Raw genomic sequence first — 15,567 nt, 5'->3', positions numbered from 1 at the left:
CCTGCGCTCCCGCTGGCGTACGGCATGGGACAATCCAGCATCATCTGCCCCCGCTGCACGGGGCGCGCGCAACAGGATCCAGCACCGCATGACCGCACTGCCCTCACTACCGTCCCTTGTCTCCCGCATGCCCGTTGCCGCATTCGGGTGTGGGGCATGAGCCGCGTCGTTGCGCTGGATACCGAAACCACCGGCATCTCGCATCGTCTGGGCCACCGGGTGATTGAAATCGGGGCGGTGGAACTGATCGATGGACAACTCAGCGGCCGCCAGTTCCACACGTATCTGCAGCCGCAGCGCAAAGTGGACTGGGGCGCACAGCGCGTGCACGGCATCAGCGATGCGATGCTGGTGGGCAAGCCGCTGTTCGCGAGCAAGGCAGCCGAGCTGCTGGAGTTCCTGCGTGGCAGCGAGATGGTCGCGCACAACGCCACCTTCGACGTCGGCTTCCTCGACAACGAGCTGCGCCTGGCCGGCATCGCCGATGGGCTGGCCCAGCACTGCCGCGTGACCTGCAGCCTGAAGCTGGCCCGCAACCGGTGGCCGGGCATGCCCAACAAGCTGGACGATGTGCTGCAGCGCCTGCGCATTCCCGGCACCCGCGGCCTGCATGGCGCACTGAAGGATGCGCACCTGCTGGCCCAAGTGGTGCCGCACCTGCGTTGAGCTGGCCCTGTCGCTGTTGTAGAGCCGAGCCGACGCTCGGCTGCTTCTCCCCGTATCACCCAGCCGAGCGTGGGCTCGGCCCTACAAGGGCCCCCGTCGCCGTGTTCAGGCATGGGCTGTGGGTAACTTGCGCAAGTGCTTGAACCCGTGCATAATGCGCGGCTCGCTGTGTCCGGTTTCGTGCCGGGCGGCGCCCCCGGGAGCACGTCCCCGGCCGCCCAACGCCAGCGTAACCCTTTGATTCTCTTGACGTGTGGTGGGCAACCATCGAGGCCGCCGTCTCCCGGGCTACGGGCTGACACAACTTACTATCGAGGTGCGCCATGTCCCGCGTATGCCAGGTTTCCGGCAAGCGAGTGCAGACGGGTAACAACGTCTCGCACGCCAACAACAAGACCCGTCGTCGTTTCCTGCCGAATCTGCACGAGCGCCGCTTCTGGGTTGCCAGCGAGAACCGCTGGGTGAAGCTTCGTGTTTCCGCGCATGCACTGCGCACCATCGACAAGAACGGTATCGATTCCGTTCTGGCTGAGCTGCGTGCGCGCGGCGAAAAGGTCTGAGGAGTAGACGATCATGGCAGGCAAGCGCGATAAGGTCCGTATGATTTCGACCGCTGGTACCGGTCACTTCTACACGACCGACAAGAACAAGAAGAACACCCCGGGGAAGATGGAATTCTCCAAGTACGATCCGGTCGTGCGCAAGCACGTCCCGTACAAGGAAGGCAAGATCAAGTAATCCGCAAGGATTGCTGGTTGCCTCCGAAGAAACCCGCCCTCGTGGCGGGTTTTTTTGTGGCAGGTGTTCCCGTGGTGGGTGCCGACCGTTGGTCGGCACGCTTTGCGCGGCTCGACTCTACCCACCCCGCTGGGCAGAATGGCCCATCACCCTCCCGACGGGCGCACCTGATGCTGTTCGAGTGGTTGCTGGGTTCGTATCTGCTGCTGATCGACTGGCTGATCCGGCTGGTGGCGCTGTGCTGGATCCCCACCCGCACCACGCCGGGCGCGGCGCGCAGCTGGCTGCTGCTGGTCGGCTTCGTGCCGCTGCTGGGCCTGCCGCTGTACCTGCTGTTCGGGCACCCGTGGCTGTCGCGCGAGCGCATCCGCCGGCAGGCCGAGGCCTCGCAGGTGATCCGCGAGGAACAGGCGCTGCAGCGCCGCCTGCGCTGGACGCCACAGCCCGATTCGGCCAGTGCCGAAGTGGTGCCGCTGGTGCAGCGCCAGGGCGATTTCATGCCGGTGCATGGCAACGCGGTCGACCTGCTGACCGACTACGACGAATCACTGCACAACCTGATCGCCGACATCGACCAGGCCCAGGACCGGGTGCACCTGCTGTACTACCTGATGTTCGATGACACGGTGGGTGAGGCCATCGTCGAAGCCCTGCAGCGTGCCGCAGCGCGTGGGGTGCAGTGTCGCGTGCTGCTGGATGCGGTGGGCGCCAAGCGCGGCCTGCGCGCGTACAGCAAGCGGCTGCGGTCACGTGACGTCGAAGTGCGAGCGATGCTGCCCGGCGGCCTTCGCTGGCGCCGCAGCGGGCGCATGGACCTGCGCAATCATCGCAAGATCGCGGTGATCGACAACGAAGTGGGCTATGTCGGTTCGCAGAACCTGGCGCGGCCTGAATTCGTGGCCGGCCACCCCAACCGCGAGCTGGTGGCGCGCGTACGCGGACCGGCGGTAGCGCACCTTGAAGCGGTGTTCGCCAGTGACTGGTACATCGAAACCGGGCAGCGCCTGGACGTCATCGCCGACGTGCCGGTGTGCAGCGAGGACATCGCCACCCAGCTGCTGCCCAGCGGCCCGGCGTACCCCTACAGCAACGCGCGCGATGCGGTGGCCGCGCTGATCCATCTTGCCCGCCGGCGGCTGGTGATGGTGACGCCGTACTTCGTGCCCGACGAAGCAACGCTGAGTGCACTGCGCATCGCCGCACTGTCCGGCGTGCAGGTGCAGCTGATCCTGTCGGCCAGCAACAACCAGCGGCTGACCTCGTGGGCGCAGGAGGCCTACTACGATGAACTGCTGCGCTGCGGGGTGCAGATCGCGCTGTACGAGCCGCAGTTCCTGCATGCCAAGCACATGAGCGTGGACGAGGATATCGCCGTGCTGGGGTCGATCAACATGGATATCCGCTCGTTCGCGCTGAATGCCGAAATCGGCCTGATCTGCTACGACCGTCAACTGGTCACGCAGCTGATCGCCATCGAGGACGACTATCTGCGCCAGTCGCGCCTGCTGGACCTGGAGCAGTGGCGCAAGCGCCCAGCGTGGCTGCGCAGCCGCGAGGGCATCGCGCGTCTGGCCGATGCGCTGATGTAGGCCGGCGCCAGCCGGGCAGGGTCGATGGCCTACAATCGGCGCATGACTGATTCACCGCGTAGTGGCGAACTGGAGCTGGCGATCATCGGTGGTGGTGCGGCCGGGGTGCTGGTGGCGATCCAGGTGTTGCGCCAGGCCCGGGTGCCGCTGGCGCTGGCCATCTTCGAGCCGGCCTCGCAGCTGGCACAGGGCATCGCCTATGCCACGCCGTGGCCGGAGCATCTGCTGAACGTACCGGCGGCGAAGATGAGCGCCTTCCCCGACCAGCCCGGCGACTTCCTCGATTACCTGATGGCCGCCAACGCCTACCCGGGCGAGGCGCGCGAGGTGCTGGGCGAACGTTACGTGTGCCGCCATTACTTCGCCGCTTACCTGCAGCAGCGCCTGCGCGAGGCCGAAGCGGCCAGCGTGGCGCGGTTGCAGGTCTTCGCCCAACCGGTGCTGGCGCTGCAGCCGGATGACCGCGGTTACCAGCTGCAGCTGGGCGATGGCCAAGCGCTGCATGCAGCGCAGGCGGTGATCGCCACCGGCAACAGCATGCGGCCGCTGCCGGTGGACGGCGCCGATGCGCTGCCCGCCGATGACGTGGTCGAAGCCTGGGATTACGACGGCGTGCGCACGCTGGCCGGTGGCCATGCACTGGCCATCGTCGGCTCCGGGCTGAGCATGGCGGACACCGTGTTGGCGCTCGTGGCCGCCGGTCACAGCGGGCCGCTGCACGTGATCTCGCGCCATGGCCTGCTGCCGTTGCCGCATGCACACGGTGGCCTGCCGGCGTTCGATCCGCAGGAGCTGCTGCCGATGACCCTGCGCCAGCGTCTGCGTGCGCTGCGCCAGCACGCACGGCAGGCACAGGTCGATGGTATCCCGTGGCAGGGCGTGATGGACCGCATCCGCCCGCATGGGCAAGCGCTCTGGTGCAGCCTGGACGTCGCCGACCAGCGCCGCTTCCTGCGCCACGTGGTGCGCTACTGGGATGTGCACCGCCACCGAATCGCTGAACCGGTGGCCGAGCAATTGCAGGCGCTGCAGTCCAGCGGCCAGCTGCGCGTTCACCGCGCCCGCCTGCAACGCGTGTGGCGCGACGGCGACGCCCTGCAGCTCTCGGGCCGCGAGGCGGGCGGCGGCAATGTGCAGTGGACGATCGGCGCGGTGGTCAATGCCACGGGCGTGGAAACCCGCGCCTCGGCGCTGCGCAACCCCTTGCTGCAGCGGCTGCAGGCCGATGGACTGGCCCGTCCCGGTCCGCATGGGCTGGGCCTGGACAGCAGCGTGCCGGGCGACCGGCTGTGCGCAGCGGGCGGCCAGCCGCAGGCGCGCCTGGGCGTAGTCGGCAGCCTGCGCATCGGCAGCCTGTGGGAAAGCCTGGCGGTGCCTGAACTGCGTCAGCAGGCGCAGGCACTGGCCGTGCAGGTGGTCGCAGGAGCTGCGACGTCGATGCCGTAAAATGGAGGCATGGATGTCTCCCACTTGCTTGATGGCCTGAACCCGGCCCAGCGCGAAGCCGTCTCCGCTCCCCTCGGTCACCACCTGGTGCTGGCCGGTGCCGGGTCGGGCAAGACGCGCGTACTCACCCACCGCATTGCCTGGCTGCATGAAGTCGAAGGCGTGCCGACGCACGGCATTTTCGCGGTGACCTTCACCAACAAGGCCGCTGGCGAGATGCGCCATCGCATCGACGCACAGCTGCCGCATGGCAGCCGCGGCATGTGGATCGGCACCTTCCACGGCCTGGCCAACCGCCTGCTGCGCCTGCACTGGCAGGACGCCAAGCTGCCGGAAAGCTTCCAGGTGATGGATTCGGACGATCAGCTGCGGCTGGTCAAGCGCGTGGTACAGGCGCTGGAGCTGGATGACGGCAAGTACCCGCCCAAGCAGATTGCCTGGTGGATCAATGCGCAGAAGGATGAGGGCCGCCGCCCGCAGCACATCCAGCCCGAGCCGAACGACGCGTGGCTGGAAACCATGCGCCAGGCCTATGCCGAGTACCAGGCGCGCTGTGACCGCGCCGGTCTGGTCGATTTCGCCGAGCTGCTGCTGCGCGCGCACGAACTGCTGCGCGACAATCCGCCGTTGCTGTCGCACTACCGCGCGCGGTTCCGCGAGATCCTGGTGGACGAATTCCAGGATACCAACGCCATCCAGTACGCCTTCGTGCGCGTGCTGGCCGGGCATGAGGGCCACGTGTTCGTGGTCGGCGACGATGACCAGGCCATCTATGGCTGGCGCGGCGCCAAGGTCGAGAACGTGCAGGGCTTCCTGCGCGATTTCCCGGGCGCGCAGACCATCCGCCTCGAACAGAACTACCGCTCCACCGCCAACATCCTCAACGCCGCCAACGCGGTGATCGCGCACAACCCGGACCGCATCGGCAAGCAGCTGTGGACCGACAGCGGCGACGGCGATCCGATCGAGCTGTATGCGGCGTACAACGAGATGGACGAGGCGCGCTACATCGTCGAGCGCGCGCGGCAGTGGGTGCGCGACGGTGGCAGCTATACCGAAGTGGCCGTGCTCTACCGCAGCAACGCGCAGTCGCGCGCGCTGGAAGAAGCGCTGCTGAGCGAACAGGTGCCGTACCGCGTGTACGGAGGCATGCGCTTCTTCGAGCGCGCCGAGGTGAAGGATGCGCTGGCCTATCTGCGCCTGTTGTCCAACCGCAACGACGACGCTGCATTCGAGCGCGCGGTGAACACGCCCACGCGTGGCATCGGTGACCGCACGCTGGACGAAGTGCGCCGCGAAGCACGCACCCAGGGCATCTCGCTGTGGGAAGCGACCATGCTGGTGACACAGGGCAGCGCACTGGCGGCGCGGGCCCGCAACGCGCTGGCCGGCTTCCTGGCGCTGGTCAATGAACTGCAGGCGCAGACCCTGCAGATGACCTTGGCCGAGCGCGTGGACCATGTCCTGGTGCGCTCGCAGCTGCGCGAACACTGGAGCAAGGAAAGCCGCAACGCGCTGGATTCGGAATCGCGCACCGACAACCTCGACGAACTGGTGTCGGTGGCTTCGCGCTTCGTGCGCCGTGCCGACGACATCGAGGAAGTGGGCGAGGACATGGACGAACTGGTCGCGTTCCTGGCCTATGCCGCGCTGGAAGCCGGTGAAGGCCAGGCGCAGGCGGGCGAGGAGGGTGTGCAGCTGATGACGCTGCACTCGGCCAAGGGCCTGGAATTCCCGCTGGTGTTCCTGGCCGGCGTGGAAGAGGGCCTGTTCCCCAGCGCACGATCGCTGGAGGAAAGCGGGCGGCTGGAAGAAGAGCGTCGGCTGGCCTACGTCGGCATCACCCGTGCGCGACAGAAGCTGGTGCTGAGCTACGCCGAATCGCGGCGCATCCACGGCCAGGACAACTACAGCCTGCCGTCGCGCTTCCTGCGCGAGATCCCGCGTGAGCTGCTGCATGAAGTGCGTCCGAAGGTGCAGGTCTCGCGACCGGCGTCCATGGGTGCAAGCCGGGTGATGGGTCACGCCGCCATCGAAGCGCCGCCGATCAAGCTGGGCGCGCTGGTCAGCCATCCCAAGTTCGGTGAAGGCATGGTGACCGACTACGAAGGCAGCGGCGCCCATGCCCGCGTGCAGATCGAGTTCGCCGACGCCGGCAGCAAGTGGCTGGTGATGGCGTATGCCAACCTGACGGTGATCTGATCACCGCCGGGGTCGGATCCCTCCCGAGGGAGGGCTCTGACCCCGGCGCGATGGAAAGCAGCCGAGCATGGGCTCGGCTCTACAAAGGCGAGGGCTCATGACCCGCAACGTGCTCTTCCTCTGCAGCCAGAACCGCCTGCGCAGCCCGACGGCCGAGCAGGTGTTCGCCGATTGGCCGGGCATCGAGACCGCCTCGGCCGGGCTGCTCGCCGACGCCGAGGAGATCCTAAGCCCCGAGCTGCTGCAGTGGGCTGACCTGGTGTTCGTGATGGAGCGGACGCATCGCAACCGGCTGTCCAGCCGTTACAAACCGTGGTTGAAGGGCAAGCGGGTGATCTGCCTGGATATTCCGGATGACTACGAGTACATGGACCCGGTGCTGGTGGAGCTGCTGAAACGGAAAGTGCCACCGTTCCTGCGCTGAGCGTTCGTTGTAGAGCCGAGCCCATGCTCGGCTGCTTCTCAGGCGCAAAGCAGCCGAGCACGGCGCGGCTCTACAATAGCGGCCACATCTCTCAGGAACGCCCTCATGACCGAGCCCACGCTGCATGTCACCGTGAAATTGAACGCCAGGCTGCAGCCCGAGCATCGCCATGAGCTGTTCGAGGATCCACTCGATGCGCTGCTGCAGGCGGCCGAACTGGGCGGGATCACCGGTGGCGGTACCGCGATGTCCGACGAAGGCGAAGTCGAATACGGCGATATCGAAGTGGCGCTGGTTGATGCCGCAGGCGTGCCGAAGCTGGTCGACCTGCTGGAGCAGCTGGGTGCACCGAAGGGTTCGCAGATACAGGGCGCAGGTGAGGTCGATCGCAGCTTCGGCGTGACCGAGGGCCTGGGCATCTACCTCGACGGCCTGACCCTGCCGGACGAGGTGTACGAGCAGTGCGATTCGAACCATGTATTCGAACAGCTGTCCGAGCGCATCGATGGCCTGGGCGAGATCTGCAGCTGGTGGCAGGGCCCGAGCGAGACCGCGCTGTACATGTACGGCCAGTCGTTCGAGGCGATGCGTGATGCGATCGCTGAATTCGTCGGCAGCTACCCGCTGTGCCAGAACGCACGCGTGGTGCAGATCGCCTGAGCGTAGGCCTCTACCGGTAGGTGCCAACCTTGGTTGGCACGATGTCGTCGGTCGCGGAGAGCAGCCGAGCATGGCTCGGCTCTACAGAAGAGCGTTACCGACTTGCGGCCTGCTGCGCGTTCTCGCGCAGGGCCAGGTGCTTGCCCAGCTGGTAGCCGCCATAGAACAGCACGAACGCGGCGGCCACGGCCAGAAGAATGGCCCGTGGGGTGATCCGTGATGTCGGCTTGCGGTCCTGCATGCGCGTGCTCCCCGATGGCGGCAGCGTGCCGCGCGCCCAGCATGCGCCGTGCGTGGCAGCCGGGCAAGCCCGGCGCTACGGTGTGACCGGACCCCGCACCTGCTCCCAGTCCAGCCCGAACTTCGCCAGGTATTTGCGCAGGCGGTCGGCGTCGTTGGTGCTGGCACGTTGCGTGCGCGAGACCGCGAACAGCTCGCGACCCGCAGCGGACAGCGACTTCGAGCGCGCGCAGACCCGCACCACCTCTTCCAGCTGCACGCGATCGAAACGGTCCAGCGTGTCCACGGCATCGCCCAGCAGTGCATCCAGCGGTGACGGCGCATCGCCGCCGCGCCACTGTGCCCGCAGGCGCGCGATCTCGTCTTCCACGCCCTCGATCTGGATGCGCCCGGCACTCGCCAATGTGGCCAGGCGCATGATCGACGCGCCCAGGTCGCGGAAGTTGCCGCGCCACGCCGCTTCCGGGCTGGTGGCAAACGCGAGATAGCGCGTACGTGCCTCGACGTTGAAGCGGACCCGCGCGTGCTGGTCCTGCGACCAGCGTTCCAGCTCGAACTCGATGTTCGGTTCGATGTCTTCCATGCGCTGTGCCAGGCCCGGCAGGCGATAGGTCCACAGGTTGAGGCGGGCCAGCAGGTCTTCGCGGAAGCGGCCTTCCAGCACCGACTGCTGCAGGTCGCGGTTGGTACCGGCGATCAGCTGGAAGTCGCTCTCCACTTCGCGGTCGCTGCCTACCGGCAGGAACCGCTTCTCTTCCAGCGCCCGCAGCAGCATCGCCTGTTCGTCCTGGCCGAGTTCGCCGATCTCATCCAGGAACAGCAGGCCCTGGTGGGCTGAGCGCAGCAGGCCGGCGCGGTCGCTGGAAGCACCGGTATAGGCGCCCTTGGTGTGGCCGAACAAGGTGCTCATCGCACCGTCGCCGCGCAGCGTCGCGCAGTTCACCTCGACGAAGCGACCCGGCAACTGGTGCTTGAGCTTCTTCAGCTCGAACACACGCTTGGCCAGCTGGCTCTTGCCTGCACCGGTCGGCCCCATCAGCAGCATCGGCGCGCGCGAGCGGGTAGCCACCGTTTCGATCTGCTCGATCATGCGGTTGAAGGCCGCGTTGCGGGTGGCGATGCCGCCCTTCAGCAGGTCGCGGTCCTGCAGCTGCTGCTGGGCGAAACGCTGGGCGATATGGTCGTAGCGCGATAGATCGAGGTCGATGACCGCGTACGTGCCGGCGGCGCCATCCTGTTTGCGTGGCGGCGATGTCTGCAGCAGGCGCCCGGGAAAGTGCCGGCTCTCGGTCAGCAGGAACCAGCAGATCTGCGCGACGTGCGTACCGGTGGTGATGTGGACGTAGTAGTCCTCCTCCTCGGGCTGGAACGGATAGCTGGCGAGGAAGTCGTGGAGGGTGGCGTAGACCCCTTCGAATTCCCACGGATCTGCCAGGTAGGTGTCGTGTCGCTGCACGCTGATGTCCGGCGCAGCCTGCACCAGATCCTGGCAGACCACGCGCGCCAGCTTGCTGTAGCGGCGCTCATCCAGCAGCAGCTCGATGCGGTCGGGCAGGAAATCCTCATGCATGCCCAGCGACACCGTCGGGCGCCACTTCTGCCAGCGCCCCGGGCCCTCGCCCGCGTCGAGCTGGGTGCCGAGCATGCCGAAGACTACCTGCCGACGCGTCATATCAAATCCTATAAAAAATGCGCGAGAAATATATATCTTTTCGCTGGGGTTCGCTGGGCAGGAGAGTCGGATTTTATGGAAATTCCATAAAAATCAAATGCATGGGTAGATCTGGAAAAAGTTGGCACGGCCATTGCTCTATATCCGGCAAGACACGACGCGGGCTGTTCCCGCCGAGGACATCAGCATGGCCAACCTCTCGCTCTTCTCCTGGATGCGCACGCCGCAGCCGCCGCAGGCAGACACCGTCAATGAAGCCGGTGGCCTGGCCTACCGCCGCGACCCGCGTGCAGCGCTGGCGCTGTATGCGGCCACCGGGTGCCTGAACAACACTTTCTACAGCGACGCCGAGGCGCAGCTGCAGCAGGTGCTGGCGCTGACCGCGCAGGTCGAGCCGCGCTTCATCGCCCGCACTGCCCTGTACGCCCGCCAGGTCGCACACATGAAGGACATGCCGGCACTGCTGCTGGCGGTGCTGAGCCTGCGTGACCCGGAGGCGTTCGCCCTGGTGTTCCCGCGGGTGATCGACAACGGCCGCCAGCTGCGCACCTTCGTGCAGATCATGCGCAGTGGCCAGGTGGGTCGTCGTTCGCTGGGCTCGCTGCCCAAGCGCAGGGTGCGCGAGTGGATCCAGCAGGCGTCGGCGGAAACGCTGGTGCGTGCGGCAATCGGCCAGCAGCCGTCGCTGGCCGATGTGATCCGCATGGTGCACCCGAGGCCGGCCAACGCCGAGCGCAAGGCGCTGTATGCCTGGATCATCGGTCGTGCGTACGACGAGGCGCAGCTGCCGGAGGTGGTGCAGGCCTACGAAGCGTTCAAGCGTGATCCGCGCGGGCTGCCGCCGGACCTGCCGTTCCAGTACTACAGCACGCTGCCGCTGGATGCGGCGCAGTGGTCGGCACTGGCCCGCAATGCATCGTGGCAATCGATGCGGATGAACCTCAACACGTTCGCCCGCAACGGCGTGTTCGATGATCCGGCGATGGTGCAGGTGATCGCAGATCGCCTGCGTGATCCGCAGCAGGTGCGTCGTGCCCGTGTGTTGCCTTACCAGCTGCTGATGGCCTTCCACGCAGGTGCTGGCCTGCCGCCGCCGATCCTGGAAGCGCTGCAGGATGCGATGGAGATCGCCACGGCGTCGGCACCGGCATTGCCGGGGCGGGTGGTGGTGGCGGTGGACGTGTCCGGTTCCATGCAGTCGCCGGTAACCGGCTATCGCAAGGGCGCCAACACCGCGGCACGCTGTGTGGACGTGGCGGCGCTGGTTGCAGCCTGCGTGCTGCGCGGACAGCCGCAGGCCAAGGTATTGCCGTTCGATACCGAAGTGCGCCACGTACGGTTGAACCCGCGCGACAGTGTGATGACGTTGGCCCGCCAGCTGGCGATCAACGGTGGCGGTACGTCGGTCAGCGCGCCGCTGCAGTACCTCAACCTGAAGCGCGAGCAGGTGGACCTGGTGGTGATGGTGTCGGACAACGAGAGTTGGCGTGACACCCGCCAGGGTGGGCAGACGGCCACGATGCTGCAGTGGGATGCACTGAAGCGTCGCTGCCCGCAGGCACGGCTGGTGTGCATCGACCTGCAGCCGGTGGCCAGCAGCCAGACCGTGCAGCGCGGTGACGTGCTGCACATCGGAGGCTTCAGCGATGCGGTGTTCGACCTGATCGCGCAGTACGCCGCTGCGGCCGAGGACGGCAGCAGCTGGGTCGAGCGCATCCAGGACATGGCGTTGTAAGGCGGCAAGGATGTCTCCGCGGACCGCCCGGCTGGCAATGGGGCCAGCCGGGCAGGGCCAGGAATTCGTTTTTGCGGTGAATGCTGGTGGAACTACATTGGTTGTCCCTTCGGGGTCGGGTTCGAGTCCCGCGTTTCCTGCCTGTCGTGAGGAAGCAGACGTTCCACTTCCCTTGTTACCGCACCTTTTCAAACGGCACCGGCAACGGCGCCGATGCTTCACCGCCGGCACTGCGAATGCCGGAGGAACTACAGCCTCTTAAGCTCCAGGTCGCGGGTTCGAATCCCGCCTGCCGCGGCAACGCGGCGGTAGCTCAGTGGTAGAGCAGGATGTTCCTCCACTCTTGTCCCAGTACCGGCACCTTCGCTTTCGTTGCGCGGGGAATGCAGGTGGAACTACATCGGAAGCCCTTCGGGGTCGGGTTCAAGTCCCGGCCGTCCTCCACGGCAACGTGGGCGACGGAATGTTCCACCACCTTTGTCACCGCACCTTCTTTGTTTTTTGCTTTGGATGAAAGGAAACATCAGCATGACCACCCTCAATTACGACGTGATCCAGCAGCCGGGTGCTGCACCGATCAAGCTGTGGACCCGCGGCGTGCCGCTGGAAGACCAGGCGCGCGAGCAGCTGCAGAACATCGCCCGGCTGCCCTTCATCCACAAGTGGATCTCGGTGATGCCCGACGTGCACCTGGGCAAGGGCGCGACCGTGGGTTCGGTGGTGCCGACCATCGGCGCGATCATTCCAGCGGCAGTCGGCGTGGACATCGGCTGCGGCATGATCGCGGTGCGCACCACGCTGGTTGCCAGCGACCTGCCGGACAACCTGTCGGCCGTGCGCAGCGCGATCGAGCGGGCGGTGCCGCATGGCCGCAGCGTCACCCGCGGTGGCCGTGACAAGGGCAGCTGGGACACGCCGCCCGAGCTGGCGGTGGAAGGCTGGGCGCAGCTGGTGGATGACTTCGCATTGATCTGCGAGCGTCACCCGCGCCTGAAGAACACCAACAACCTCAAGCACCTGGGAACGCTGGGTACCGGCAACCACTTCGTTGAGGTTTGCCTGGACCAGGAGCAGCGCGTGTGGTTCATGCTGCACTCCGGTTCGCGTGGCGTGGGCAATGCCATCGGCACCTACTTCATCGAGCTGGCCAAGCAGGAAATGCGCCGCTGGATGATCAACCTGCCCGACCAGGACCTGGCCTACCTGCCCGAGGGCAGCCAGCACTACGGCGACTACGTGTTCGCGGTGGACTGGGCGCAGCGTTTCGCACGCATGAACCGCGAGGTGATGATGCGCAACGTGGTGGCCGCGGTGCGCACGGTGATCAGCAAGCCGTTCGAGGCCGAGGCCGAGGCGGTGAACTGCCACCACAACTACGTGAACCGCGAGACCCACTTCGGCAAGGACGTGATGCTGACCCGCAAGGGCGCGGTGAGTGCGCGCAAGGGCGAGCTGGGCATCATTCCGGGCAGCATGGGGGCCAAGAGCTTCATCGTGCGTGGCCTCGGCAACGAGGACAGCTTCCATAGCTGCAGCCATGGTGCCGGCCGCGTGATGAGCCGTACCCAGGCGCGCAAGCTGATCACGGTGGATGACCACGCCAAGGCCACCGCGCACGTGGAATGCCGCAAGGATGCGGAGGTGGTGGATGAATCGCCGGCGGCCTACAAGCCGATCGAGGCGGTAATGGAGGCCCAGCGCGATCTGGTCGAGATCGTGCACACGCTGCGCCAGGTGGTGTGCGTGAAGGGATGAGGCAGCTCGTGCGCGGCGTACACTGCGCCGCGCACGGCAGCAGGGCCCGGCATCGAAACAACGGGCACGGAGGAAAAGACAGATGGACATGATTGAACTGGATGGCGGGCACGGTGGCGGACAGCTGCTGCGCTCGGCGTTGACCCTGAGCCTGTGCACCGGTACAGGCTTCACGTTGAACAACATCCGCGCGATCCGGCGCAAGCCGGGGCTGATGCGCCAGCACCTGACCGCGGTGAACGCCGCGGCGCGGGTCGGCAACGCGTGTGTGCATGGTGCAGAACTGGGCGCTACCTCGCTGCGCTTCGAGCCGGGTGTGGTGAGCGCTGGCGACTATCATTTCGCGACCGGCAGCAGCGGCTCGGCAACGCTGGTGCTGCAGACCGTGCTGCCGGCACTGTGGCGCGCGCCGGGGCCGTCGCAGCTGCGCCTGGAAGGCGGTACCCACAACCCGCTGGCGCCGAGCGCGGACTTCATCGCCGAAAGCTATCTGCCGGCGCTGCAACGGATGGGCGTGCAGGCATCGATGCAGCTGCTGCAGCACGGCTTCCATCCGGCGGGTGGTGGCGTGATGCAGGTGCAGGTGCAGCCATGCGCAGTGCTCCAGCCGCCGTCGCTGGAGGTGCGTGCGCCGTTGCAGGCGATCGAGGCACAGGTGCTGATGTCCGGCCTGTCCAGTGGCATCGGCCTGCGCGAACTGCAGGTACTGGCCGAGACGCTGGGCGTGGACCCGCATCCGCGCCACGTGCAGTCGATACGGCCAGCGCTGGGACCGGGCAACGTTGCCCTGGTGCGCGTGCGGCATGGTGACCACGTGGAGGTGTTCAGCGGGCATGGCGAGCGCAATGTCTCGGCCGAGCAGGTCGGTGCGCGCCTGGCCGGGCGGGTGAAGCAGTATCTGGACGGGGCGGGTGCCGTTGGCGAGTACCTGTCCGATCAGTTGCTGCTGCCGATGGCGCTGGCGGGCGGCGGTACGTTCACCACCCATGTGCTGAGCGATCACCTGGTCAGCAATGCGCGGTTGATCGAGAAGTTCCTGCCGGTGGAATTCGACTGGCAACCGCACGAGGGTGGCTGGCGGGTGACGGTGCAGGCCTGAGTGCCCGCCGGGCATGGCCCGGCGCTACCGGAGCATCCCAGCCGCGTGTCGATCCGGGGCATGTTGCGCCGGGCGATGCCCGGCCGCGCATCGGCCGATCAACCCGCGCCGCGCAGACAGGCGTGCGCGCTGCCGGATTGATCCTGCGCAAGGCACGATCTCCACATCGGGTATGTAATGGTGGCGTTCCCACTGGGTAGATCACCGCGGAGCCCCACCATGTACAAGCGCATCCTGATCGCCACCGACGGGTCCGAACTGGCCGACAAGGGTCTGGCCAAGGGCCTGGAGCTGGCCAAGGACCTCAACGCCGAGGTCGACATCGTCACCGTCTCCGAGCCATGGGCCGTCGGCATGTACGACGCCATGGGCTGGAGCGTGGGCTACATGAACAGCCCGGAATACAAGGCCGACCGCGAGGAAGGCGCGCAGAAAGTCCTGCAGCCCGCCCTGGCCAAGGCGGCCGAGCAGGGCATCACCGCCAATCCGGTGCATGTGCTGGACCGCTATGCGGCCGACGGCATCATCGAGACGGCGGGCCAGCGCAACAGCGACCTGATCGTGATGACCTCGCACGGCCGCCGCGGCGTGACCCGCGTGCTGCTGGGCAGCCAGACCGCCGAGGTGCTGGCGCGCAGCACGCTGCCGGTGCTGGTCATCCGCTGAAATGCAGAGCGTCCCGGGGAGGGGACCCGACGCCGGCCGCAGGATGCGCGCCGGCGTTGTTTTTTCCAGCAGTATCGCTATGACAAGCGCTGCGGCTGGCTGCGGCAGGCGCGCCGCCAATCGGCGGGTGACATGCCATAGCGGGCCTGGAACGCACGCTGGAACTGCCGCTCAGAGGCAAATCCGACCTCATACAGCAGCCACGTGACGCTGCAGCCTGGATCGCGATCCAGGTGCCGGTGCGCCAGCCACAGGCGGCGCTCGCGGATGTAACGCGCCACCCCGCCCAGCGCCTGGAACAGGCGGTACAGGGTCGGCCGCGAGAGCGCGAATGCGTCGCGGATCATGCGCTCGTCCAGTTCGCACTCGCCCAGGTGGGCATCGATGAAACCGAGGATCCGGCGCAGGCGTGGATCGAGGCTGGCTACCCGCGTATCGGCGCGGGGAGGGTGCCCGAAGGCAGGGCTACCGAGGTCGGCGGCGAGTGCGTCGACCAGCGAGGTGCAGTGCAGGAGGGTCATGGCAGGGTCATCGCGGCCCATCCCCTGGGCCTGTCCTATCCAGTACCGGCAAATGCGCCGTAAACCCATCATTCCCCGCGCACAACGAACGGATCAGCAGCCTGAGACGAATTGTCGGGACGCCCGCAGGAGCCGCTCGCAGACTTGCCCCGCA

The 15,567-nt window shown here is 66.8% G+C and carries 14 protein-coding genes and 1 pseudogene; 12 read left to right on the top strand and 3 right to left on the bottom strand.

Annotated features, from left to right (window positions below):
- Nucleotides 1-156: 156 nt before the first annotated feature.
- From dnaQ to QOL57_RS12460, 8 genes are all read left to right on the top strand, one after another.
- Nucleotides 157-666, top strand: coding sequence for a DNA polymerase III subunit epsilon (dnaQ, locus tag QOL57_RS12495; RefSeq protein WP_089237855.1), 510 nt, complete (start codon nucleotides 157-159; stop codon nucleotides 664-666).
- Between the two features lie 323 nt (nucleotides 667-989).
- Complete coding sequence (gene rpmB / locus QOL57_RS12490) at nucleotides 990-1,226, top strand: 50S ribosomal protein L28 (protein ID WP_005411638.1); 237 nt, start codon at nucleotides 990-992, stop codon at nucleotides 1,224-1,226.
- Between the two features lie 10 nt (nucleotides 1,227-1,236).
- Nucleotides 1,237-1,404, top strand: coding sequence for a 50S ribosomal protein L33 (rpmG, locus tag QOL57_RS12485; protein WP_170272460.1), 168 nt, complete (start codon nucleotides 1,237-1,239; stop codon nucleotides 1,402-1,404).
- A gap of 170 nt (nucleotides 1,405-1,574) precedes the next feature.
- Nucleotides 1,575-2,993 carry a cardiolipin synthase gene (cls, locus tag QOL57_RS12480; protein ID WP_089237853.1) on the top strand — a complete coding sequence of 473 codons (1,419 nt, stop codon included), beginning with the start codon at nucleotides 1,575-1,577 and terminating at the stop codon, nucleotides 2,991-2,993.
- A 24-nt stretch (nucleotides 2,994-3,017) separates the two neighbouring features.
- Nucleotides 3,018-4,439 (top strand): FAD/NAD(P)-binding protein, encoded by a 1,422-nt coding sequence (locus tag QOL57_RS12475; RefSeq protein WP_089237851.1) that lies wholly within the window; start codon nucleotides 3,018-3,020, stop codon nucleotides 4,437-4,439.
- 9 nt (nucleotides 4,440-4,448) lie between these two features.
- A complete protein-coding gene (gene uvrD, locus QOL57_RS12470; protein ID WP_089237849.1) occupies nucleotides 4,449-6,641 on the top strand; it encodes a DNA helicase II in 2,193 nt (730 codons plus the stop codon).
- Between the two features lie 97 nt (nucleotides 6,642-6,738).
- Entirely contained in the window at nucleotides 6,739-7,065 is a 327-nt protein-coding gene (locus QOL57_RS12465; RefSeq protein WP_089237847.1) for a low molecular weight protein tyrosine phosphatase family protein, read from the top strand.
- Nucleotides 7,066-7,170: 105 nt separating this feature from the next.
- Nucleotides 7,171-7,725: a hypothetical protein gene (locus tag QOL57_RS12460; RefSeq protein ID WP_089237845.1), complete on the top strand. Its 555-nt coding sequence runs from the start codon at nucleotides 7,171-7,173 to the stop codon at nucleotides 7,723-7,725.
- 94 nt (nucleotides 7,726-7,819) lie between these two features.
- On the opposite strand, the gene QOL57_RS12455 is transcribed toward QOL57_RS12460, so the two are convergent.
- Together QOL57_RS12455 and rtcR are read right to left on the bottom strand one after the other, a co-directional pair.
- Nucleotides 7,820-7,966 carry a hypothetical protein gene (locus QOL57_RS12455; RefSeq protein ID WP_164745102.1) on the bottom strand — a complete coding sequence of 49 codons (147 nt, stop codon included), beginning with the start codon at nucleotides 7,964-7,966 and terminating at the stop codon, nucleotides 7,820-7,822.
- Nucleotides 7,967-8,041: 75 nt separating this feature from the next.
- Nucleotides 8,042-9,637, bottom strand: a complete 1,596-nt coding sequence (rtcR, locus tag QOL57_RS12450; RefSeq protein WP_089237843.1) for an RNA repair transcriptional activator RtcR — start codon at nucleotides 9,635-9,637, stop codon at nucleotides 8,042-8,044.
- 187 nt (nucleotides 9,638-9,824) lie between these two features.
- Here rtcR and QOL57_RS12445 point away from each other — a divergent pair, with 187 nt between their 5' ends.
- The 4 genes from QOL57_RS12445 (at nucleotide 9,825) to QOL57_RS12430 (ending at nucleotide 14,892) form a co-directional block, all read left to right on the top strand.
- The gene (locus tag QOL57_RS12445; RefSeq protein WP_089237841.1) at nucleotides 9,825-11,372 is read left to right on the top strand and encodes a VWA domain-containing protein; all 1,548 of its coding nucleotides are present in this window, start codon (nucleotides 9,825-9,827) and stop codon (nucleotides 11,370-11,372) included.
- Nucleotides 11,373-11,900: 528 nt separating this feature from the next.
- Complete coding sequence (locus tag QOL57_RS12440; RefSeq protein WP_089237839.1) at nucleotides 11,901-13,127, top strand: RtcB family protein; 1,227 nt, start codon at nucleotides 11,901-11,903, stop codon at nucleotides 13,125-13,127.
- A gap of 82 nt (nucleotides 13,128-13,209) precedes the next feature.
- On the top strand, nucleotides 13,210-14,226 hold the full coding sequence (gene rtcA, locus QOL57_RS12435) for an RNA 3'-terminal phosphate cyclase (RefSeq protein ID WP_089237837.1): 1,017 nt from the start codon (nucleotides 13,210-13,212) through the stop codon (nucleotides 14,224-14,226).
- 219 nt (nucleotides 14,227-14,445) lie between these two features.
- Nucleotides 14,446-14,892 carry a universal stress protein gene (locus QOL57_RS12430; RefSeq protein WP_025878044.1) on the top strand — a complete coding sequence of 149 codons (447 nt, stop codon included), beginning with the start codon at nucleotides 14,446-14,448 and terminating at the stop codon, nucleotides 14,890-14,892.
- A 92-nt stretch (nucleotides 14,893-14,984) separates the two neighbouring features.
- Here the strand turns inward: QOL57_RS12430 and QOL57_RS12425 are convergent.
- Nucleotides 14,985-15,290: pseudogene (locus QOL57_RS12425) on the bottom strand (helix-turn-helix domain-containing protein); the annotation flags it as partial.
- Nucleotides 15,291-15,567: the final 277 nt, after the last annotated feature.

The organism is Stenotrophomonas sp. yr243, assembly GCF_900184195.1.
Classification (GTDB): Bacteria; Pseudomonadota; Gammaproteobacteria; order Xanthomonadales; family Xanthomonadaceae; genus Stenotrophomonas; species Stenotrophomonas lactitubi.
Note: the sequence above shows the minus strand (reverse complement) of the source record. Positions and strands in the feature narration are given on the sequence as shown.

Coding starts and splice junctions, on each gene's coding strand:
- dnaQ (WP_089237855.1), top strand. CDS start 157: ATGAGCCGCGTCGTTGCGCTGGATACCGAAACCACCGGCATCTCGCAT.
- rpmB (WP_005411638.1), top strand. CDS start 990: ATGTCCCGCGTATGCCAGGTTTCCGGCAAGCGAGTGCAGACGGGTAAC.
- cls (WP_089237853.1), top strand. CDS start 1,575: ATGCTGTTCGAGTGGTTGCTGGGTTCGTATCTGCTGCTGATCGACTGG.
- QOL57_RS12475 (WP_089237851.1), top strand. CDS start 3,018: ATGGCCTACAATCGGCGCATGACTGATTCACCGCGTAGTGGCGAACTG.
- uvrD (WP_089237849.1), top strand. CDS start 4,449: ATGGATGTCTCCCACTTGCTTGATGGCCTGAACCCGGCCCAGCGCGAA.
- QOL57_RS12465 (WP_089237847.1), top strand. CDS start 6,739: ATGACCCGCAACGTGCTCTTCCTCTGCAGCCAGAACCGCCTGCGCAGC.
- QOL57_RS12460 (WP_089237845.1), top strand. CDS start 7,171: ATGACCGAGCCCACGCTGCATGTCACCGTGAAATTGAACGCCAGGCTG.
- QOL57_RS12455 (WP_164745102.1), bottom strand. CDS start 7,966: ATGCAGGACCGCAAGCCGACATCACGGATCACCCCACGGGCCATTCTT.
- rtcR (WP_089237843.1), bottom strand. CDS start 9,637: ATGACGCGTCGGCAGGTAGTCTTCGGCATGCTCGGCACCCAGCTCGAC.
- QOL57_RS12445 (WP_089237841.1), top strand. CDS start 9,825: ATGGCCAACCTCTCGCTCTTCTCCTGGATGCGCACGCCGCAGCCGCCG.
- QOL57_RS12440 (WP_089237839.1), top strand. CDS start 11,901: ATGACCACCCTCAATTACGACGTGATCCAGCAGCCGGGTGCTGCACCG.
- rtcA (WP_089237837.1), top strand. CDS start 13,210: ATGGACATGATTGAACTGGATGGCGGGCACGGTGGCGGACAGCTGCTG.
- QOL57_RS12430 (WP_025878044.1), top strand. CDS start 14,446: ATGTACAAGCGCATCCTGATCGCCACCGACGGGTCCGAACTGGCCGAC.